We start from the raw sequence: 20,389 nt of genomic DNA, 5'->3' as shown, positions 1-20,389 counted from the left end.
TGATTCCGCCTGGTTAATCCTATTATATATCTACTCTTTTTTTCCGGAATGAACCATACTTCTTATAAAAGTCCTAGCAGGATCATTCATAAATCTATTGACAGGATGTAACAAATAGCATTGCTCATTATTTTTAACAGCATTTATAAGTTCTCTTCTCCTATACTTTGGTCTATCACGCATCCATTTACCAATATTAGCAGGATAAGGTTTTGATTTTACAACTAGAGTTTTTGCTAAAGTTGCAAATAACATTTCCTCTAAAGCCAATACATCATCTTCAGTTTGTTTCATAATCCTTTTCATCTCTTCCAATTTGTTAAAGGAAAGTATCTGCTTAACAAACTTCCGACTAAAAACTTGTGAGCCAAAACAACCATAAAAATAATCCATATTAAATATTGGCTGCCATAAATGCCAAACCTTTTTCATTGTATTCCCGGGAAACCAATGTTCTGTTGCCATTCCATAATGTGCAGCCATATAATCAAATTCGTTCATTTCCGAGATAATAAATTCCTCAAACCCCTTTTTTGCAAAGAGAGAATCTGAATCTAAATTGATTAAGTAGTCATATTCATAACCCGTATTTTCAAGCCATTCCATGATATTGAAAAAGAACCAGCCATATGTTCTTCCATATTTCATTGGATGTGAAGTTGGGCAAATAGGATAACCAAGTCCCTTACATAAATTATCGTCATTACCACTTTGAAAAAAGACAATAGAAGAGTTTGGACAAAAGTAACGGATGTTCTCGATTTGGTCTTGAATCACTTCTCTATTTTCATGAACAAGGATTGCAAAGCAAATTTTCTTCATATTTTTATCACATTCCCTTTTTCCATATTTTCCAAATACCGGATAGTTTCTGAAAACCGTATCCATCTATATAAATTAAATGATTGTCATTGGGAATGTATCAGTATCATTTTTATTGTATTCTTTTGAGGATATAGCAAGCATAATAAACGGTTCCTCTTCTTCATTTTTAAAAGCATGCACTACGTAGGGTGGAACTTTGAGGATAACATTATTATTTGCTGATATGATGATTTCTTCAAAGGCACCTGTATTCAAATTCTTTAATGCCACTCTCGCTTTACCGCTTATTACAGAAAAATATTCTAATGTTTCCTTATGATAGTGATTTCCCCTGACACTTCCCTGATTAGAAAAGAGAACGTATATCTCTTCAATTTTTTCAACGTCTTTAAGTTGACTTATCATTAACAACTTCTTAAGGCTTCCGCGTTTATCTCCAAAAGTTTGAAAGTGAATCAATTCATACCAATTCTCCATATTATCATCCCTTTATTTATTGCAAATTTGAGCAAGACCAACTCCGATATATTGGACACGGAGTAAAAAGTATTGCAGCCTCAGCAACTTTAAGCGTAATTTGGTAATTAATAGAATAGTTGAGGGAATCATTTTGAGGAAATTTCATTTGTATTATTAATTGCTACTGCATCAACACCCATTACCTTTGCTGTGTCACCTCGTCGTTCCTATGAACATATGTTTATTCTCCTTATACCATGATACTGTTTTAGCAATCCCTTCTTGAAGACTTATCTTTGGCTCCCACTTCAAATGATTTCTAATCTTTGAAATATCCGGTTGTTGTCTCCAAACTTCATTTTCTCTATAGGGTATTGCCCCATAATTTGGTAGGTTCACAGGTTTCATTTCATTTTTAATAATATCCACGTAAAATTTAAGTTTGTGAATTTCACCACTTGCAATATTAAAAATCTCATTTTTGATGGCATTGTTTTGAGTGGCTAAAACAAATCCGTTAATGACATTTTCAATATAACAATAATCCCGATATTGTTCACAAGGGGTTAAGTTTACTTGTTTACCCTCTAGCATTGATAAAATGACGTAAGGAAAGAACTTATGGGAGCCTTCTTTTTCTCCAAAAACTCCAAAAGGTCTTAGTGTAACTAAATCAATATCATAGTTTCCTGCCATTTGGTGGGCCATGATGGAGGCTGAGGCTTTTGTACTCCCATAGATACTTACTGGCTCTAAAAAAGACTCCTCTTTAATGAGTTCCTGTTTATTGCCATACTCCATACTCGTTCCAACATTAATAAACTTTTTACAGCCAATATCTTTCAGTGAATGGATCAGATTCATGGTTCCATTAATATTGGCACCCGCAGCCACAAAAAAATCCTTTTGTCTTCCATCAACGCCATATGCACCACAATGGAAAATAAAGTCTGGTTTTATTTGCATTACGTTTTTATTGACCAACTCCAAATTCCTAAATCTGTTCTATAGATGTCTAAATCCTTTTTAACTTCATCCAGTCTCCATAAGTCGGAGGAATCCCTAACAAAAACAGAAACTTGCGCCTGTTCTTTTACCATTCTTTCAACCATATGAGATCCTATAAAACCATTTGCCCCTGTGATTAAAACCCTTTGATTTTTAAAATTTGTTTCCATCTTAACCTCCATACCTAGGCATGTTGTATATCCAAGACATAAAATCCCTGGTAATCCCTCTTCCATCAATTTTCCTAAAGCTAAGAAGGTTTTAATTAGGGTTGTAGCATTATCCCCTAGACATGCATTATATGTTTATGCGGGGGAAAAATATATGACATTACTAATTACTAATTTATGAAAAAAAGGTACCATTTCAAGTGGTCGTGTTAATGATATTATGTCAGTTATTGAAATCCTTCATCTTTTACTTTTTTAATATTAAAAACCTATGGAATAAACAATACATTCCATAGGCAATTCAATACTTATTTTTCACGTTTTGTAAAACCTTGTTGTTTCAGCATTTTTCCTACGTGTTTATAACCATCATTTATATAGAATGGGTCCTTATAAAAATTAGCCATTCTTTGTGTCCAGGTAGAACCTCCGCTTTGTCTTCCTTTCGTTGCTTCAAGATGAATTTGATTAAACTTTTCGATTTCTTCATGTACATTCTCTTTGTATTTTTCTTCATGATAGATAGCTTCCTTTGGTAATCGCGGTACCAAATCCGGAGTTTCACTTGGATAGCCAATACATAAGCCTGAAACTGGAATGACATACTCTGGCAAATTCAGCAGTTCAATGTATTCTAGTGGACTTCTCCGTATTCCCCCAATTGGCACTGTCCCTAAACCTAATGATTCCGCAGCAGTTATGGCATTTCCTAGCGCAATACCAACGTCTACTGTTCCAACTAGTAATAAATCAGGATTGACAGCAGCCCTGAACTCGATTCCTTCCATTTCACAAGCTACCTTGATACGGTGGAAATCTGCACAAAACACCAGAAAAACGGGTGCTTCAATAATATGCTTTTGGTTGCCTGCAAGCTCCGCCATTTTCTTTCTTCGCTCAGGATCTTGAATGGAAATTATGGTAACGTGTTGACCGTTTACCCAGGAGGGGGCTGCTTGGGTAGAACGAATAATCTTATCCAAATCTTCATTTGAAACTGGTTGATTAGCGTATTTCCTAATTGAGCGATGTGCCATCATGGTTTCAACTACCTGGTTCAGTTGTTGTTCTTCTTTTTTCATATGTAATCATCCTTATACTAAATTTAATATACATTCTCACCCTATCAAAAAAGTTGCTCTATAGGAAGAGCAACTCGTTTTGGTGATCATTGCAATGTAAGTGAAGTGCTCATTTCAATGATGTGGTTCTGGTCGGCCCACAGAATAAAGTACTGATATTCTGTTCCTTCTATTACAACCGGAGTCGGATAACGTACAATCAATGCTGCTTGATTTCTCATTTCCACCTGCTGGTCTTCGGAAGGGTAAATGAAGCAGGCCGGTTGATTCTGGATATTTGTGTGCTGGATGCGCGGCTGGGTGCCATATGGGTTCAGTTTGTGGAAGGCTTCATTCTGACAAACCACCTCAATCGATTGATCAGAGGCTATGGCTGAAATTTGAAAGAAACCATCTTCCCCTTCATATCTTTCATCGTTTACACGCTGCCAATGGGATGGATATTGGAAACGAACTTTATAGACTGAATTGGAGTATGTTTTTTTGACGGTAGTAATTGGTAACGGTGACCATTGTAAGGCTGTGATCGCACCACCTTCTACTAGTTGTATTGGAACAGGATGAGTTAAATCCATCAGCCAGATTTCACTGGGACTGCCTTGTTGCTTACATCCAGAAAGATAGGCAATTTTCCTGCTGTCTGGCGACCAAGTCACAGGGGTGGCAAAGCAATCGGAAATCGCTCTTGTTACTTCGTTCATCCCTTGTCTTCCAGCTGTTCTTATCAGCGAGAAATAGCCAATGTTTTCGAAAGCAGTGGCGCTATATGCGAAGCTTAAAGAATCAGGTGACCAGGTTGGGAAATAATTCTTCGCTAAAGGACCCCCTTTTACCTCTATTACGTTTCCAGTTGCCAGGTTTACACTGTAAATGATTGAGATACTAGCACCTGGGGTTGTATATAAAGCATAGGTTCCGTCAGGAGAAAGTCGAACATTATTAAGTCTTCCACCTGTATTTCTAGTGATTTGCACTTTACCCGTTCCATTGGTTTTAATGCGAAAAAGCTGGCTTACTCCTTTGGTATTTTCTTGTTGAAAAAGCAAATCAGTACCGCTTGGAAACCATTGTGCGTCTGTTGGACCAGGAGCATTAAGGATTCGGGCACTATGGGTAATCACATTGTAAATGACCAACCCATTTGGTTTTGTATAAACAATCTCTTGGCTATTAGGAGACCAATCGAGAAAAACACCTAATCCGTCTGCAAACTGGTCTATTTGCGTTATACTGTTATCAACTAAATTAAGAATGTCGAGAATTCCATTTTTTCCTACAAAGGCGATTTTTGTACTGTCAGGTGACCAATAAGGAGTCGAATAAGATTCTGCTAATCCATTCGTGATTTGTTGGTTCACACCGTTACTAGGATTATAAATCCAAATATCATAGCTGCCACTTCGATTGGAGGTATAAGCAATTACACCCCTATCACCAGGAGGAGCGTATGGAATGATGAGTTTCATACCTGGTGAAATAACGGTAGACGACAGGTTATTAACTTTCATTATTAACTCGAAGTTGCTTTGACTTCCAGTTATTACGTTAAAACGGTTTGCGATTTGGAATAAGGTATCTCCAGGCTGGACCACATAGTGAGGGACACCAGGTGGTACTTTCAACAACTGACCAGCTTGGATTACGTAAGGGGGCTGAAGCTCATTAGCTTGGATGATAACCGAAGCTGGAACCCCAAAATTTTGAGAAATTTGATTAACAGTATCTCCTGGTTTCACACGGATGACATCTACACCAGGAGGAACGGAAAGCTGCTGACCCACAAAAATAGAGTTGGGCGAGGTCAGATTATTCGCCGCAATCAGCGTCTCTAACGGGAGCTCCCAGCGTCTCGCAATCAGGTAAAGTGTATCCCCAGGACGGACTGTGTAAAATAACTGCATTAACTTACCTCCAATCTATCCTTACATTTAGCTGGAATCACCTCAATTTCAGTTCTGCTGACTGAACAACATGGGCAATCCTCTTTGCCTACATGCTATTCACCCGCAGGATGAAAGTTTCATATCTTATTGAAATAAAAAACCAACAGCATGTTAATTCTTGCTGTTGGTTCTTTGTATAACCCATTATTTATCTTCTTTTATTTAGAGAGAAACCTTTTCCAATTGGTGCATTGAGAGTAGTTACCATGTTGTTAACGGCACTAAACAATGCTTTTACAGAGGATGTCATAATATCAGGGTCAATTCCACAGCCCCAATAGACAGTACCATCCATACCAGTAATACCCACATAGGAAACAGCGTTGGATTTGGAGCCTATTTCTAGGGCGTGCTCCTTATAGACCAAATCCTTATACTGGATTTCCAATTGGGTTTGAAGAACGTTGCTGATGGCGTCAAGTCTTCCATTCCCGACACCCGTAAATTCATGCACTTCGTTATCTATACGAATTGATACAATCGTTTCGTAATGATCGCCTTGGGTAGGACGGTAATTGTTAAACGCAAGCGGAGCACTAATATTCACATATTCTTTATTGAATATGTCATAGATCTCATTAGGCATAATTTCCTTGTGCATTTTGTCTGATTCATCTTTCACCTTATATCCGAAGTTTTCACGCATTTTTGCAGGCATATCAAGTCCATAATGCTGCTGAAGCAGATAACCGATACCCCCTTTACCAGATTGGCTGTTAATACGGATAATATCACCTTCATACTCTCTGCCAATATCCTTCGGATCAATTAAAAGATAAGGTACTGTCCAATATTGACGTTCTTCATCCTCACGCCATTTCATTCCCTTGGCAATGGCATCCTGATGAGAGCCTGAGAATGCAGTAAAGACAAGGTCACCCCCATATGGATGTCTTTCATGAACATTCATTTTTGTCAGTTCTTCATACTTTTCTCTAATTTCACGGATATTCTCAAAATTAAGATGTGGGTTCACCCCATGGGAATACATGTTTAATGCAAGTGTCACGATGTCTACGTTACCTGTTCTTTCACCATTTCCAAACAGTGTACCTTCCACCCTCTGAGCTCCAGCAAGCAAACCCAGTTCTGCATCAGCAACCCCCGTTCCTCTGTCATTGTGTGGGTGCAGTGAAAGGATGACATTGTCCCGGTAATTTAGGTGATCTCCCATAAATTCTATTTGGCTCGCGTAAACGTGAGGCATTGACATGGACACAGTCGCTGGAAGATTAATAATCACCTTGTTGTCTGCAGTAGGCTGCCAAATATCCAGTACAGTGTTACAAACTTCAAGCGCAAACTCCATCTCTGTACCCGTAAAGCTTTCAGGTGAATACTGGAACTGGAAGTTCCCTTGTGTTTCAGCTGCATACTTCTTAAGCAATTTCGCACCGGTTACGGCAATATCGATGATTTCTTCATTTGATTTTTTAAATACCTGCTCACGCTGTGCTACTGAGGTAGAATTATATAGGTGAACCACAGCTTTGTTCACACCTTCCAGCGCTTCAAAAGTCTTTTTAATAATCGCTTCTCTAGACTGTGTTAACACTTGGACGGTAACATCATCTGGAATCAAATCCTGTTCAATCAATGTACGTAAAAACTGAAATTCTGTTTCGGACGCAGCGGGAAAGCCAACTTCGATTTCCTTGAAACCTACTTCCAACAGCAACTGAAAATATTCTAATTTCTCTTCCAGACTCATAGGAACAACTAAAGCTTGATTTCCATCTCGTAAATCCACACTACACCAAGTAGGAGCCTCCGTTATGTACTCCTTCTCTGTCCATTTCAAGCTTTTGACAGGGGGCATAAAATAACCTCTTGAATACTTTTCAACATTTTTCATTCTAATGACCACCTTTTCAATTATGTTCAGATAAAATAAAAAAGCCTATCATCTCATAAGAGACGATAGGCTTTGCCTTCGTGGTACCACTCTTTTTGGTTCATTTAGATACAAACGAACCCACTTTAAGACTTTGTGACGGTTGTCAACCGTTAAGACCTACTTATCAGCCTTACCACTCCTGGGCGAGTTGGGGAGTTTATTGACTGTCTTTCACCAGCCGACAGCTCTCTAAACAATAAACGATCCTTAATACTCCCTATCATTGTGTTTTTATCATTTAATTTTTTATTTTCCTTATTTTATACTAAATTCTGATACTTTCCAAGACCTATTGTTCAACTTTTTGAATTTATCAAAATCTTTGTTTGAATTTATCTATTTGAGAAAAATTTAATACTTAGTTTAGATTCCTTTTATATTCTCCTATTAGACTAGGTTTGTAGATAAGAACATTCATTTTACTAAAGGAGTAATTATATGACACACGCACACTTAACATCTCTCGTATTATCACTAATTTTACTAATCATCATTGCTGTTCTTCAAAACAAAGGAAAAAATATTAAAATATGGCATATGGTTCTGCGAGCTACATACATACTTATTATCGTAACCGGAGGTATGCTCTTCTTTGCAGCCTATTCCATTCCGTTATCATACTATTTAAAAGCAATTCTCGGTATAGTCATGATTGGTCTAATTGAAATGGTAATCGTCCGGAAACAAAAAGGAAAGAAAACAGATGTAATCTGGATTGCATTTTCTCTCGTTCTCATAATCCTTTTTGCTCTAGGTTTTACACTCCCAATGGGATTTGATTTATTAAAATAATAAAAAGGAGTGTTTTACCGGTGCATGGCACCGATGAAACACTCTTTCTATTAAAAAGCTAATTTATAATTGGTGGCTATCTTAAATACTGGTACTTTTTTGATAAATTTTCAAATGACCGCCGCTTGGACCATAGGCAATTCCGTTATGTTCCCATCCATATTTTTCATAATATTTTTCCAAATCGGTAGTCAAATAAAGCTTCTTATACCCTTTTTTGGCAGCCTCACTCAAACCGTGTTCCAAAAGCTTCGCACCGATTTCTTGCCCCCGGTATTCTTTATCAACGAATAGGCATGCAAGCCATGGGCATAGATCCTGGCGGCTATTAATATCATTTCGCAAGATGGCATACGTGCCAATAATGCTTCCATTCACTATTGCAACATAGAATCTTGGAAGGTCTTCTGGAGTTTCAGCGGAATGAAGAATACAATCCTCGTAAAACTTATAATTTTCTTCCGTTCCCCAAACGTTCCAAAAAACCTCAATCCCTTCCTCCAAAAATTCATTCCCCTTTTGAAGCTCAACAATTTTCATATACATATCCCCCTAGTGCCTTTCTTGCATGCGAGAGTCACGAATTACGTCATTTATTATAAAGCATTTAATACGATTTTTTCTTCCGTTTTTTCCTCTTTGATCATTAGGGCTCCTACCACTCCCATCAAAGAAAACAGAACTGGAATGATAAATCCGTAATAATATCCAATATTGATAGAATCTTGAGGAAAAAGATCTAGTACTTTTCCGAAAACAATCGGTAACAAAACAGCACTTATAAATCCTCCCATATTGGAGAATCCTGTTACAACCCCTACTTCTTCTATAGGAAAGGATTTCCGCACCACTGCAAAAGTCAATGCACTTGCACCATTTCCAAAACCTATGAGAAAAAACAAAATGACTACTAGTAAAAATGAAGGGTTCACACCTGACAGAACTAATCCTCCCCAACTTAAAAAGGTAATGATGTGAACAACGGTATAAACTTTTTTCATAACCCCTAGTCTGCTTGTAATCCAGCTAATCAAAGGGCCGCCAAGAATAGCTCCAAAAAGACCATACATCATTAGCTGACTTGCTGCTGAACGGGATAAATCCAGTACATGGATTCCATAAGGTACTCCCCATGAACCGATAAATCCTACGTATGCCCCAACGAGTCCAAAGTGACATAGAAACGTCGCCCAAGCTTGACGTGTGGAAATCGTCCGGCGCAGAATCCCCCAAATACTTTCTCGTTTTTTGGCACTTTTCTTTTTTAATTCAAAATCATCCTGAAAGATTCTTTTAGGTTTCAAGACAAGAACAGTATATAGAAAATAGGATAATAATACTAAAATGATACCTATCGTGAGAAAAGGTGTTCTCCAGCCCGCGAATGTAATCCACACAGAAAATGGAACAGTAGCCATTAATGAGCCTAGACTCGAAAAAAGCGAGATCACACCCAATAATTTTACAAATTCATTTGCTTTAAACCACTGGCTTAAAATGATAACCAGATTGACAAAAATCATCGAATCTCCTATACCAACCAAAAACCGGGAGAAAATCAAAACATATTCATTTGGAGAAAAATTGTAAATAATGCAGCCTATTCCCGTAAGAATAGTGCCCAAAATAAGAAATCGATTGGGACCATACCTGTCTGATAATAAGCCGACCGGAATTTGAAATCCTGCATATGCAAAAAATTGAAAACTACTCATAAGACCTATAACAGCCGCGGAAACATGAAAATCTTTCATCAATTGGTCGGTTATAAGTCCTGGCGCAGTTCTTTGGCTTATTATGATAAAGTAAGCCAATAAGACGGTACTAAATACAACCCATCTATAGCTGCTTTCCTGTTTGTTCATGTTAAAAATCCTCTTCTGTTTGTATTTTGGTTAAGACGATTAATATTAGAAGTATCGCTGCCCCACTAATAATAACATTATAAACTAAACAATATTGTACTAGTTAAAATCTGTCTATAATCGATGATTTTATTAAAAAAGCATCTTTATTTCTATTTTCTATAAAAAAGCAGAGCACATTCAGATACGTGAATTACTCTGCATAAATATTTTTTATGGATCGATAGTTATATAACCTCATACGTTTCCTAGATAACTTCGGGTATAATTTGGCATGACGATTTTTCCATTATGGCTGTATTTTTCAAATAGATTTGTGATCGCACCAACAAAGAATTCAAATTCCTTGTCTGTTTCTTTAAGTGAATAAGACGCTGAGAGGTTCCTGCCCAAGAAGCCTTCAAAATCCAAGACTAAATCATTGGGAAACCTTTTAAATTCAAATTCTCCATACCGAAAAAATTGATTAAATACTTCTTCACGTTCTCCAATTCCACCGCTAAACCCATAAAAATTTGGACAATACTTTTTAAAGATCTCGGCATTCTCCTTTAATAGAGGGCTGGAGAAATCTCTACTATTCCAAACCAGTGCCACCTTCGCTTCCTGCTTCAAAATGCGTTGACATTCTAATTTGAACTTATCCTGGTCAAACCAATGAAATGCCTGAGCTGCGATGACCAGGTCGATCCTTTTGTCCGGTAAAGAAGTTTCTTCTGCTGAACCTTTCATTGATATAAATTGGTCAAACTCTTGTAAGTCCTGTTCCGCTTTTGTTCTCATATCATCATTTGGTTCCACCGCTATAACGCTGATTCCTCTTTCCAGTAGCTGCCTGGTTAAAATACCTGTCCCTGAACCTATATCTACAACCCTGCTAGTCTCATTCAAAGAATTGACTGAAAGTAAATAATCGATATATTCATTTGGATAACTTGGCCGAGATTTTGAATACACATCTGCCTTCCCGCTGAATTTATCTGTGGGTTTCATAAGAAAAGCCTCCTTTTTGCAATATCGTATCCAAATTTCATTTGCATAAAACGGAATTGAGGGGTGTGTTAGTTAACATTATTATAGTTTGCAAATTTAATACTACTTATCTGATATTAGCATAAAATGGAAATAACTTAACCTTTATTTATCCTCCTCCTTTTCGCATAGTTATAAATATCTATATTTTACAACTAAAAAGAACGATAGTTTTACAGTATTTGGTATAGGATGTAAAAAAAGCAGAATATTTACAAGTAAAAAACTTGCAAATTTTCTGCTCTTTGATTTATTAAATTATTGTTTTCTATTACTAATGAACTAATTATAAGCCAGCTCTTTTTCAGTTAAACCGAGCGACTGCTCAGTCGATGAATGGACTTCACGAAGAAGATCTGGATTTTTCATTAGTGACTTACCGTAAGAAGGAATCATTTCCTTAATTTTTGGTTCCCACTCATTGATATACTGCGGGAAGCATTTTTTGATTACCTCAAGCATTACTTGAACGGCAGTAGAAGCACCTGGAGAAGCACCCAGTAATGCTGCGATTGATCCATCAGCAGCCGTAATGACTTCCGTACCAAATTGAAGCGTTCCTTTTCCTGCCTCCGTATCTTTAATAACCTGTACACGCTGCCCTGCTACTACTAAATCCCAATCCCCACTTTTTGCGGTCGGGATAAATTCACGTAACTCTTCCATACGCTGTTCTTTTGATAACAACACTTGCTGGATCAAGTATTTGGTCAAAGGCATTTCTTTTGCACCTGCAGCTAACATTGTTAACACATTATTCGGCTTTACCGAGGTTACTAAGTCGAGCATTGAACCCGTTTTCAGGAATTTTGGTGAGAACCCGGCAAATGGTCCAAATAACAATGTTTTCTTATTATCAATAAATCTTGTGTCAAGATGAGGCACAGACATTGGCGGAGCGCCAACCTTTGCTTTTCCGTATACTTTCGCATGATGCTGCTCTACAACAGCAGGATTATTACATACCATAAAGATTCCGCTTACTGGGAATCCTCCAATATTTTTCCCCTCAGGTATACCGGATTTTTGCAGTAAATGCAAGCTTCCTCCTCCGCCTCCGATGAAGACGAATTTTGCCGTGTGGCGTTTAACATTTCCACTAAACTGATTTTGAACCTTCAGTTCCCATAAGCCCTCGCTGTTTCGTTTAAGGTCAGTCACACTATGATTGTACTTAACATCAACATTTTTATTTTCTAAATGGTTAAACAACATACGTGTTAAGGCACCAAAGTTGACGTCCGTTCCCGTGTCAATTTTTGTTGCAGCAATAGGTTCATTCCATTTTCGGCCTTCCATAATAAGTGGAATCCATTCCATCAGTTTTTCCGGATCTTCAGAAAACTCCATCCCTTGGAAAAGCGGATTTTTTGTGAGCGCTTCAAAACGTCTCTTTAAAAAACTTACATTTTGTTCCCCTTGTACCAAACTCATATGAGGCAATTGTCTGATAAATTCCTGTGGATTCTGAATCAACCCGCTGTTTACAAGGTAAGACCAAAACTGCATAGAAACCTGGAACTGCTCATTGATGCTTATCGCTTTACTAATATCTACAGATCCATCGGGTTTTTCGGTTGTGTAGTTAAGCTCGCACAGTGCCGCATGCCCCGTTCCCGCATTATTCCATTCGTTAGAGCTTTCTTCTCCAGCGTTTTCAAGTTTCTCAAATACTTTTATTTCCCATTGTGGTACTAATTCTTTTAAGATTGTCCCCAAAGTGGCACTCATGATTCCGGCGCCAATCAATATGACGTCTGTTTTAGTTTCCCCGTTGCTCATTTTTATCAACCTTTTCACTAAAATTTGCAGAAAAAATATAAGCGTCACACCAAGGCAGGCGCGACCGAGTCACACACCTTTTCTGTCTCTATTATTAACATATACATTGTTTATAGATTAATTATATACTATTATATGATAATTATAAATTATTTAAAAGATTTTAAAAAGGGAGAAATCCTCAACAGGTTCTAAGTAAACGAAAAAAAGCCTTAACCCGGCTTTTGCAACGGTTAAGGCTGTGGTCTTTCATTAATTATGGCTGCTGTTTTTTACTACTTTCGAGAACTTCCTCTTCTTCATCAATGATGGAAGTGGCAGTTCGTCTGAATTCGGATAATGTCTTTCCAAATGCTGAACCAATTTCTGGAAGTTTTTTAGGACCAAAAATGATTAATGCGATGATTAAAATGAGAATTAACCCTGGGATGCCAATATTCGAAAGCATATTTTCCTCCTCTTCGCGCGTTTTAAGCTAATATTCCGCCTTTTTGTCTATAGGTTAAAATCCCTTCAGCTGCTCGATAAGCGAAGGCCCCGACAGTGCCGGTTGGATTATAGCCGCTATTATGGGCGAATGCTGTGGCACCAACGACAAAAATATTATCAGCATCCCACATTTGCATATAATTATTGACGGCAGAAGTACTTGGATCTGCCCCCATGATGATACCCCCAGTATTATGGGTGGACTGATAGGTGGTTATATCATAAGGACCCAGTTCCTCCATAGATTCAATTTTATCTGCGCCCATTTCTTTCATAATATCTACACACCGATCAGATAAAAACTTGGCTAATTGACGGTCCTGCTCTTCGAAATCATAGGTAATCCGAATTAATGGATCGCCAAATTCATCCTTGTATGTGGGATCAAGATCAAGATAATGATGCTTAAATGGCATACTTGCACCTTGTCCGCCAACGGATAGAACCCGATTTGCATATTTAATCGAATTGGCTTTAAATTCTTTCCCCCATGTCGGAGTACCTTTTGGAACTTTGTTATTTGATATCGGCCGCAAGCCGGTTTGAGAAATGGCAATTGAGCCGCCATGAATAAAATTAAGATTGGAGTGATCAAAGTTGTCGCCATTAAAATCATCTACCACCATACCGAGAGCACCTGCTCCAGCATAGGTATTAAATTCTTCTTTTTCAAAAAAGCCAGTTGCATTCCCTTTTTGGACTTGGTAAGCATAATTTTTCCCAATCACACCTGATCCCGTTACAGGGTCATAGGGACGGCCAATACCCGATTGTAATAATAACCGAACATTATTAAATACATAGCTTGTTAACACCACAATATCCGCAGGCTGTTCAATCTCTTCTCCTGTTGTAGTATCCACATACATAACTCCGGTTGCCTTATTGCCGGATTTCAAGACACGTCTGACATTGGAATGCGTGCGAATTTCAAATTTTCCAGTCTTTTTTGCTACTGGAATAACAGTCACAACAGGATCAGCTTTTGCCCCATATTCACAGCCAAACCTTTCACAATAGGCACAGTATTGACATGCTGCACGTGAAACCCCGTCAGGATTGGTGTAGGGTTCTGAAAGATTTGCAGAAGGACGATTATAGGGATGGAGCTTTAATTTGTTAGCCGCCTTCCTAAATTTTTCAAGTGCTGGTGTTGTTTTCATCGGCGGTGTTGGATATGGACTCGATCTTTTCCCAGCAAGCGGGTTTTCTTCGCCTGAGATCCCAGCCATTTTTTCAAATTTATCGAAATAGGGTTCTAATTCATCATAGGTAATGCCCCAATCCTGAATGGTCATATCCTGAGGAATCTTTTTTTCACCGTATCTTTCAATCGTTTTGCTGCGAATTTCAAAATCGTAAGGGAGGAAGCGATAGTTTTGCCCGTTCCAATGAACACCCGAACCCCCTAGTCCCTCCCCTATTAAAAAGGAACCGTATTGCCGCATTGGCAGAGCTCTGATTCTTTCATTTCCTCTGAACGTAATGGTCTCCTTCGAAAGACTCTGCATCATGTCGTACCTAAGAGCATAACGGAGTTCATCGTGCATCATAAAATAATCCTCTGTTTTTCGCTCTTTACCTCTTTCCAATCCAACACAATTTAAACCTTGCTTCGTTAGCTCTGCCGCGATAATCCCGCCTGCCCAGCCAACACCAACAATGACAACATCAACTTTTGGTAATGTCTTTGCCACTTCTTACACCTCATTCATAGTCGATTTAGTGCAAACTTTCAAATACTTTAATGACCAAGGTGGTCCTTTAGGCTTTTTGGAGGAATAACAGTAAATTCTTTATCAATGACTTCTGTATAAGCCATTTGACTGCCTGGGTAATTTCTCATTTTCCATCCATCCATATTTCGATTTCCGCTGTACAATGGATCACTATAGACCCCTTCTAAAGTACTGCTCCTTAGCATGTTAAAAAAACCACTTGGTGAAAGCGTCGTAAGGTTAACCTTGTCTTCTGCAAAATCAGTTAAAATATCGTCTTGTTCTTCTTCGCTAAGCTCAACAAAATTCTTTTTATACTTCGTTAAACTGTGGTTTTGCAATTCTCGTAATCCTATATCAAAAATCTCGCGTCGTCTAAGCCGACCTTGATACCCTTGGACTTTTTCCCCTTTGAAGAAGGGCGGCTGCATATATTCCCTTGAATTAAAGCCCCAATCTCCACTTAATTGGTGATCGATAAAATATGCCACACCTAATTCCTTAGCTCCAGGTCCGTTATCATCAGCCGGAAAAATACGCTCCGTTGCGGCTTCAACCATTTTAAATTGCTCGCGAGTAAAATACATTAATGCTAGATTATAGTTTTCTGCCACCTGTTGGTTTTTAACAACTGGATTATTCGTTTTTTTGTCTTTAAAGGGAAGTAAACTGCCTAAAGCACCGCCTACAGCCAATCCCCCAACCGCAATTCCAGAACTCTTGAGGAATTTGCGGCGAGAAAGTGATTCCTTCTTTTCTTGCTGTTTGGAGTTATCTGCCATAAAATCCACCTCCTACATTTTAAGGATAGATTACCCCAAAAATATTCATTCATACGTAAAAAAAAGTTGGGCATGATAACCTTAAATCTATTTTTATGAGGTGGTAAATAATGAAAAAAAATTGGAAAAATGCGGCTATAATTAGTGCAGCCTTATTCCTATCAGCATGCTCAGGTCAACAAAATCTACTTGATGAATCTGTTAAAGCCGAAGAAAGTCAACATGATGACACACACGGAGCACATCAAACAAGCGTCTATGATAAAAGTATTAATACAAGAAATATGAATGATGGCTTAATTATACCTAGTGAAAACGGGGAAAAAACACAAACTACGGATGAACATGGGGGAACCTCTCATGGAGCGGGAACAAATGTATATAGCTTAATTGGGAGCTCAGGTTTGAATGAGGGCGGGATTTCTTCTCATCTTGAATCAAGATTGGGCGGTGAAGGAATAAATGGGATTAAGGTGTTTGTTTTAGATGACACAGTCATCCTTGCACGTGCAACCCCTGAAGTGACTTCCAATCAATACGATTCAATGCAGGAACATGTCCTCAATGGTGTCGATGGAATGTCTAGAAAAGACCAAAACAAAAAAGATGCTGCTAATATGAACAATACAGCTACCCAAGATGTGGATGATAACCTCGACAAAGCAAAAAGTTATATGAACAAAGTCTTTAATGGAAATGTTCAAACCCTTACAGTAACAAATCCCGAAGCAGTTGTGCTAATTGAAAAGATTAAAAACAATTTAAAATCGGAATCCGTTCCATATGATACCGTTTCACAAGATATTATTACGCTGGTAAAAATGACAAGGGAAAAATAAACAGTATGGGAAAAGTGTAGGGATAATAAAATTGCTGCTTTTTCGAAGATATAAATCAAAACGAGTGTTTCACGGTTCTCAACACCAAACACTCGTTTTCATACTCTTTATACATCTTATCCACCGATTTACAACCTGACTATGACTGTAGATACTTTGACTATGTTCTTATTCATTGACCCCAGTCCATTTCGTAATGATCTCCATAACCTTAGAAGCCGATGTGGTCAAATGGTCCTGTTTTTCCTTCAACCAGCTTTCTAATTCTTCCTGTTCATGTATTCGAACCTTGATTGTTTTTTCCATCCGGCTTGGGCTAGGTCCGCCTTGCAGGTCACGGATTCGAACAAAATATTCAGGACTCAAGCATCGTTTTAATTCTTCTTCAGTTAAAACAGATTCCTTTCCTACAACCTTTATTGATTGCTGATTCAAAACATCCAAAGTTAATGATTCTAATGAAGTCTTCCCATTTTTCATTAATTCCTTTACGGTTAAACTTACCACATGGTGAGCCTGACGGAAGGATAGTCCATCTTTTCGCACAATGGTATCTGCCAATTCAGTGACGTTCGCAAAGCTTTCCTTTGCTCTTTTCAGCAGGGTTTCTTTATTCACTTCCATCGTGAGTAAAACAGATGTTAATAAATCATAGATGCCTCCGAGTCTTTCAACCGCTTTCCATATATATGGCTGCATATCATCCTCTGTATCAACAATATCTCCAAAGGGCGTATTATGAACCATGAGTAAAACGGTCTGGCAATCGCCTGCTACACTTGATAAAAGAGCCCTCATATGCTCGATTGAAACAGGGTTTCTTTTTTGCGGCATGATGGAACTAATTTGCACATATGGTGCGGAAAGAAGAAATGCACCATACTCTTGGGTGCCCCATATCAAGAAATCTTGCATCGATCTTCCTAGATTTAATGCGGACAACTGAACGGCAGTGGCGGTCTCAGCTATATAATCTGCACCCGCAACAGCATCCCAGGCATTATCAATCAGGTCCTCGAAGCCAAGAAGATCCTTCATTCGTTCACGATTAATCCGAAATCCCGATGTTGTTAATGCCGCAGCTCCCATACTGCTGCGATTCACCGTTTTATAGGCTGCTTGAAAGCGATAGATATCACGTGTAAGTATGTCGGTCATTGCATTTAGGTAATGACTCAATGTGGTTGGCTGCGCCTGTTGGGTATGTGTATATCCAATCATCACGGTTTCTTTATGCTCGTCGGTCAATTCAATAAGACCTTCGCGAAGTGTTAACGCCTTTTCTATTAATATTAATAATTTCTTTCGTAATGTCATGCGATAAATGGCAATCCCCATATCATTTCGGCTTCTAGCGATATGAAGATTTCCTGCAATATCACCTGCCTCCTCGATTAATGAATGTTCCACTTCAAAAAATAAGTCCTCAAATTCGCCGGTGTAGCTTCTTGTTTTCACATTATCGATATCTATGTTGGAAACTGCTTTCACAATTTTTTCTGCTTCTTCTTTTCCAACAAGCCCTTGTTCTACAAGCATGATTAAATGGGCATGATGAATTTCCACCATAGAGTCAATAAATTGTTGCTTTGCCTCATTATAGGCAGGTTCAAGTACCATGGATGTATAGGTTTTAGAAGGAAAAGTGGTACCTTCTTTCTTTAAAATTTTATCAAGAAGTGAGCTTTTCATCTTGGTCCATCCCCTCTGTCTATCAACATTATTAATTAAAATATGAAAAAATTTATTTTTTGTGTTTTTGCCTATAAAAAAGGCAAATGGGGAGTTCTCATTTTAATTGAAGAAAAATATACAAAAAATGACCACCTGTTTCCATCGTTAATTGGATTAAGGTGACCAATAAGTATTAGAGAAAAAAACTTTATTTCATTTTTTCAAGGGGGATTGGAAACATCTTTAACAAAAATAGAATCCAAATAATAGATAATCCTATAGCTACTAGAGGTTTTTTATGATGTAAGAACAACATTGGAAACATAACGATATTAAATATCACAGACCATGTCATATTCCAGCCATTATGATGCCTTATTAAAAATAAGTAATGAAGATTTATAAATTCTAAAATTGAATAGAGAAACACCCAGAAAGACACCCACAATCCTTGCTTCCATTTCACAATTGGATAACGCCCTAAATAAAGCAATATCGTGGATGGGTACCCAATAAATATAATCATAAGGTTAATAATGGTATGATTTCGAAGTATATTTTCCAGAAACATGGTTTCTTTATATGTCCACATCCAATGATTATAAAAGATAAAATTTTTCAAAAGGTCTCCGACCATGAAAAATAGGATGGTTGGATAATAATCACGCCAATTTCTCCAATCACCCCAGTTTATTGCTGCAAATAGGAATAGTGCGACATATAGTAAAAGCATTCTTTACACTCCAGCTTTTTATCTATAGTTTCCCCCATTTTTGCCAGACAATTACCTTCACCACGATTTTATTACTAATTTAACTACCTATTCTTAAGCTACAACCATAGGATAGCCATGTTAGGAGAAACCAAAAGGCAATACCATTAAAAGTTTTGCAGCTTCTAAATAAGGTGCCTTTTCCTTATACAATTTCCATATTATTTTTTAATCCTCTCGTCCCTTAACAGTAAACGGGTGTGAGAGTAGGATTCGGTTTTTGCTTCGTAGTGACTATGAAAATCACCTTCTATCTTTTTCAAAGTACTTTGTTTCTATTGTTCTCTTTACCTTTAAACATATAACGAATTCCTTTACCTGCCAGGGCTTCGTCTGCATACCTTGGTAAAACGTGAAAGTGTGCGTGAAAGATATGCTGCCCGCCAACTTCACCGCAATTCCAACCAAGGTTATATCCTTGCGGTTGGTATTTTTCATCTAAATATTTTTTTACTTCTTTAAGAAGAGTGTAAGTTGCGTCCCATTCTTCTCGAGTCAAATCAAATGCGGTTTCTCTATGTTTAATTGGAACAATAAGACCTGCACCTTCTAGTTGACCACCTTTTATTTCGGATTGTTCCAACTGTAAAAACATACAATATTCATTACTAAAAATTACTCTTTGGTTAGGCTCTAGTTCTAGATTACAGAAAATACAATCTTTAACCATCGTAAAACTCCTTGACTTATTTAGATACTACTTAATTCCACTATATTATTTGAAAATCCTACCTTGTTACCTCAATTAGATCTGTACGCCGCAGCATCCAAAGTCTTAGAGAATATTCATTTCAAAAAGGTTGTTAAAAGGATAGTATCGATGTAAAATTTATCCATATAGTTTAGACGGGGGATGATCGATAATGGAACACGAATTAAAAGAGTTAATCAAGAAGTGTGACCTTGCAATAAAAAACGAAGATTTTGATACATTAATGGATTACTATACAGATGATGCAGTTTTAGTTGTAAAACCTGGAATGATTGCAAAGGGTAAAGATGAAATAAAAAAAGCATTCATTGCCATTGCAAAATACTTTAATAACAGTATCGTACCAACACAGGGAGAGATGATTATACTAGAAGCAGGTGATACTGCCTTGGTATTATCCCATACATTCCTTGAAGCTGATAAAGAGGATATAGAGTATTCAATGGATAGAAAGGCCACATATGTATTTAAGAAAAATCCCCAAGGCAATTGGCTGTGTGCAATTGATAACTCATATGGTACAGAATTAATTGACACAGATTAATATA

The 20,389-nt window shown here is 37.7% G+C and carries 18 protein-coding genes, 1 pseudogene and 1 other annotated feature; of the genes and pseudogenes, 3 read left to right on the top strand and 16 right to left on the bottom strand.

What is annotated here, in order from left to right; genetic code table 11:
• Nucleotides 1–30: 30 nt before the first annotated feature.
• The 6 genes and pseudogenes from QFZ31_RS02650 to QFZ31_RS02625 form a co-directional block, all read right to left on the bottom strand.
• Nucleotides 31–822, bottom strand: a complete 792-nt coding sequence (locus QFZ31_RS02650; protein WP_307300677.1) for a hypothetical protein — start codon at nt 820–822, stop codon at nt 31–33.
• 75 nt (nt 823–897) lie between these two features.
• Entirely contained in the window at nt 898–1,302 is a 405-nt protein-coding gene (locus QFZ31_RS02645; RefSeq protein ID WP_307300676.1) for a WxcM-like domain-containing protein, read from the bottom strand.
• A 195-nt stretch (nt 1,303–1,497) separates the two neighbouring features.
• Nucleotides 1,498–2,462 (bottom strand): annotated as a pseudogene (locus QFZ31_RS02640) (NAD-dependent epimerase/dehydratase family protein).
• A 308-nt stretch (nt 2,463–2,770) separates the two neighbouring features.
• Nucleotides 2,771–3,544, bottom strand: coding sequence for an NADPH-dependent oxidoreductase (locus QFZ31_RS02635; RefSeq protein ID WP_307300675.1), 774 nt, complete (start codon nt 3,542–3,544; stop codon nt 2,771–2,773).
• Nucleotides 3,545–3,630: 86 nt separating this feature from the next.
• Nucleotides 3,631–5,445, bottom strand: coding sequence for a LysM peptidoglycan-binding domain-containing protein (locus tag QFZ31_RS02630; protein ID WP_307300674.1), 1,815 nt, complete (start codon nt 5,443–5,445; stop codon nt 3,631–3,633).
• Nucleotides 5,446–5,635: 190 nt separating this feature from the next.
• A complete protein-coding gene (locus QFZ31_RS02625) occupies nt 5,636–7,342 on the bottom strand; it encodes a 2-isopropylmalate synthase (protein ID WP_307300673.1) in 1,707 nt (568 codons plus the stop codon).
• A gap of 55 nt (nt 7,343–7,397) precedes the next feature.
• Nucleotides 7,398–7,617: a binding site (T-box leader), on the bottom strand.
• Between the two features lie 205 nt (nt 7,618–7,822).
• Between QFZ31_RS02625 and QFZ31_RS02620 the strand changes: the two genes are divergently transcribed.
• Complete coding sequence (locus tag QFZ31_RS02620) at nt 7,823–8,176, top strand: DUF1516 family protein (RefSeq protein WP_307300671.1); 354 nt, start codon at nt 7,823–7,825, stop codon at nt 8,174–8,176.
• Nucleotides 8,177–8,257: 81 nt separating this feature from the next.
• On the opposite strand, the gene QFZ31_RS02615 is transcribed toward QFZ31_RS02620, so the two are convergent.
• The 7 genes from QFZ31_RS02615 to QFZ31_RS02585 form a co-directional block, all read right to left on the bottom strand.
• The gene (locus QFZ31_RS02615) at nt 8,258–8,716 is read right to left on the bottom strand and encodes a GNAT family N-acetyltransferase (RefSeq protein ID WP_307300669.1); all 459 of its coding nucleotides are present in this window, start codon (nt 8,714–8,716) and stop codon (nt 8,258–8,260) included.
• Nucleotides 8,717–8,772: 56 nt separating this feature from the next.
• Nucleotides 8,773–10,041 carry an MFS transporter gene (locus QFZ31_RS02610; protein WP_307300667.1) on the bottom strand — a complete coding sequence of 423 codons (1,269 nt, stop codon included), beginning with the start codon at nt 10,039–10,041 and terminating at the stop codon, nt 8,773–8,775.
• 237 nt (nt 10,042–10,278) lie between these two features.
• On the bottom strand, nt 10,279–11,034 hold the full coding sequence (locus QFZ31_RS02605) for a class I SAM-dependent methyltransferase (protein ID WP_307300666.1): 756 nt from the start codon (nt 11,032–11,034) through the stop codon (nt 10,279–10,281).
• A gap of 321 nt (nt 11,035–11,355) precedes the next feature.
• A complete protein-coding gene (locus QFZ31_RS02600) occupies nt 11,356–12,879 on the bottom strand; it encodes a malate:quinone oxidoreductase (protein ID WP_307311331.1) in 1,524 nt (507 codons plus the stop codon).
• 232 nt (nt 12,880–13,111) lie between these two features.
• Nucleotides 13,112–13,303, bottom strand: a complete 192-nt coding sequence (gene tatA / locus QFZ31_RS02595; RefSeq protein ID WP_179595786.1) for a twin-arginine translocase TatA/TatE family subunit — start codon at nt 13,301–13,303, stop codon at nt 13,112–13,114.
• A 22-nt stretch (nt 13,304–13,325) separates the two neighbouring features.
• A complete protein-coding gene (locus QFZ31_RS02590) occupies nt 13,326–15,041 on the bottom strand; it encodes a GMC family oxidoreductase (RefSeq protein ID WP_179595787.1) in 1,716 nt (571 codons plus the stop codon).
• Between the two features lie 47 nt (nt 15,042–15,088).
• A complete protein-coding gene (locus QFZ31_RS02585; RefSeq protein WP_307300664.1) occupies nt 15,089–15,844 on the bottom strand; it encodes a gluconate 2-dehydrogenase subunit 3 family protein in 756 nt (251 codons plus the stop codon).
• 110 nt (nt 15,845–15,954) lie between these two features.
• Here QFZ31_RS02585 and QFZ31_RS02580 point away from each other — a divergent pair, with 110 nt between their 5' ends.
• Nucleotides 15,955–16,683, top strand: coding sequence for a hypothetical protein (locus QFZ31_RS02580; RefSeq protein WP_307300662.1), 729 nt, complete (start codon nt 15,955–15,957; stop codon nt 16,681–16,683).
• A gap of 168 nt (nt 16,684–16,851) precedes the next feature.
• On the opposite strand, the gene argH is transcribed toward QFZ31_RS02580, so the two are convergent.
• The 3 genes from argH to QFZ31_RS02565 all read right to left on the bottom strand — a co-directional run bounded on the left by argH (nt 16,852) and on the right by QFZ31_RS02565 (nt 19,799).
• Nucleotides 16,852–18,375, bottom strand: coding sequence for an argininosuccinate lyase (gene argH / locus QFZ31_RS02575; protein ID WP_307300660.1), 1,524 nt, complete (start codon nt 18,373–18,375; stop codon nt 16,852–16,854).
• Between the two features lie 190 nt (nt 18,376–18,565).
• Entirely contained in the window at nt 18,566–19,090 is a 525-nt protein-coding gene (locus tag QFZ31_RS02570) for a CBO0543 family protein (protein WP_307300659.1), read from the bottom strand.
• Between the two features lie 298 nt (nt 19,091–19,388).
• Nucleotides 19,389–19,799 (bottom strand): HIT family protein, encoded by a 411-nt coding sequence (locus tag QFZ31_RS02565; protein WP_307300657.1) that lies wholly within the window; start codon nt 19,797–19,799, stop codon nt 19,389–19,391.
• Nucleotides 19,800–19,992: 193 nt separating this feature from the next.
• On the opposite strand from QFZ31_RS02565, the gene QFZ31_RS02560 reads away from it, so the two are divergent.
• The gene (locus QFZ31_RS02560; RefSeq protein WP_307300656.1) at nt 19,993–20,385 is read left to right on the top strand and encodes a YybH family protein; all 393 of its coding nucleotides are present in this window, start codon (nt 19,993–19,995) and stop codon (nt 20,383–20,385) included.
• The last annotated feature ends 4 nt before the right edge of the window (nt 20,386–20,389 follow it).

Origin of the sequence: Neobacillus niacini (assembly GCF_030817595.1) — a bacterium.
GTDB lineage: Bacteria > Bacillota > Bacilli > Bacillales > Cytobacillaceae > Neobacillus > Neobacillus niacini_G.
Note: the sequence above shows the minus strand (reverse complement) of the source record. Positions and strands in the feature narration are given on the sequence as shown.

Coding starts and splice junctions, on each gene's coding strand:
- QFZ31_RS02560 (WP_307300656.1), top strand. CDS start 19,993: ATGGAACACGAATTAAAAGAGTTAATCAAGAAGTGTGACCTTGCAATA.
- QFZ31_RS02580 (WP_307300662.1), top strand. CDS start 15,955: ATGAAAAAAAATTGGAAAAATGCGGCTATAATTAGTGCAGCCTTATTC.
- QFZ31_RS02650 (WP_307300677.1), bottom strand. CDS start 822: ATGAAGAAAATTTGCTTTGCAATCCTTGTTCATGAAAATAGAGAAGTG.
- QFZ31_RS02625 (WP_307300673.1), bottom strand. CDS start 7,342: ATGAAAAATGTTGAAAAGTATTCAAGAGGTTATTTTATGCCCCCTGTC.
- QFZ31_RS02630 (WP_307300674.1), bottom strand. CDS start 5,445: ATGCAGTTATTTTACACAGTCCGTCCTGGGGATACACTTTACCTGATT.
- tatA (WP_179595786.1), bottom strand. CDS start 13,303: ATGCTTTCGAATATTGGCATCCCAGGGTTAATTCTCATTTTAATCATC.
- QFZ31_RS02635 (WP_307300675.1), bottom strand. CDS start 3,544: ATGAAAAAAGAAGAACAACAACTGAACCAGGTAGTTGAAACCATGATG.
- QFZ31_RS02565 (WP_307300657.1), bottom strand. CDS start 19,799: ATGGTTAAAGATTGTATTTTCTGTAATCTAGAACTAGAGCCTAACCAA.
- QFZ31_RS02645 (WP_307300676.1), bottom strand. CDS start 1,302: ATGGAGAATTGGTATGAATTGATTCACTTTCAAACTTTTGGAGATAAA.
- QFZ31_RS02615 (WP_307300669.1), bottom strand. CDS start 8,716: ATGAAAATTGTTGAGCTTCAAAAGGGGAATGAATTTTTGGAGGAAGGG.
- QFZ31_RS02570 (WP_307300659.1), bottom strand. CDS start 19,090: ATGCTTTTACTATATGTCGCACTATTCCTATTTGCAGCAATAAACTGG.
- QFZ31_RS02620 (WP_307300671.1), top strand. CDS start 7,823: ATGACACACGCACACTTAACATCTCTCGTATTATCACTAATTTTACTA.
- argH (WP_307300660.1), bottom strand. CDS start 18,375: ATGAAAAGCTCACTTCTTGATAAAATTTTAAAGAAAGAAGGTACCACT.
- QFZ31_RS02610 (WP_307300667.1), bottom strand. CDS start 10,041: ATGAACAAACAGGAAAGCAGCTATAGATGGGTTGTATTTAGTACCGTC.
- QFZ31_RS02605 (WP_307300666.1), bottom strand. CDS start 11,034: ATGAAACCCACAGATAAATTCAGCGGGAAGGCAGATGTGTATTCAAAA.
- QFZ31_RS02585 (WP_307300664.1), bottom strand. CDS start 15,844: ATGGCAGATAACTCCAAACAGCAAGAAAAGAAGGAATCACTTTCTCGC.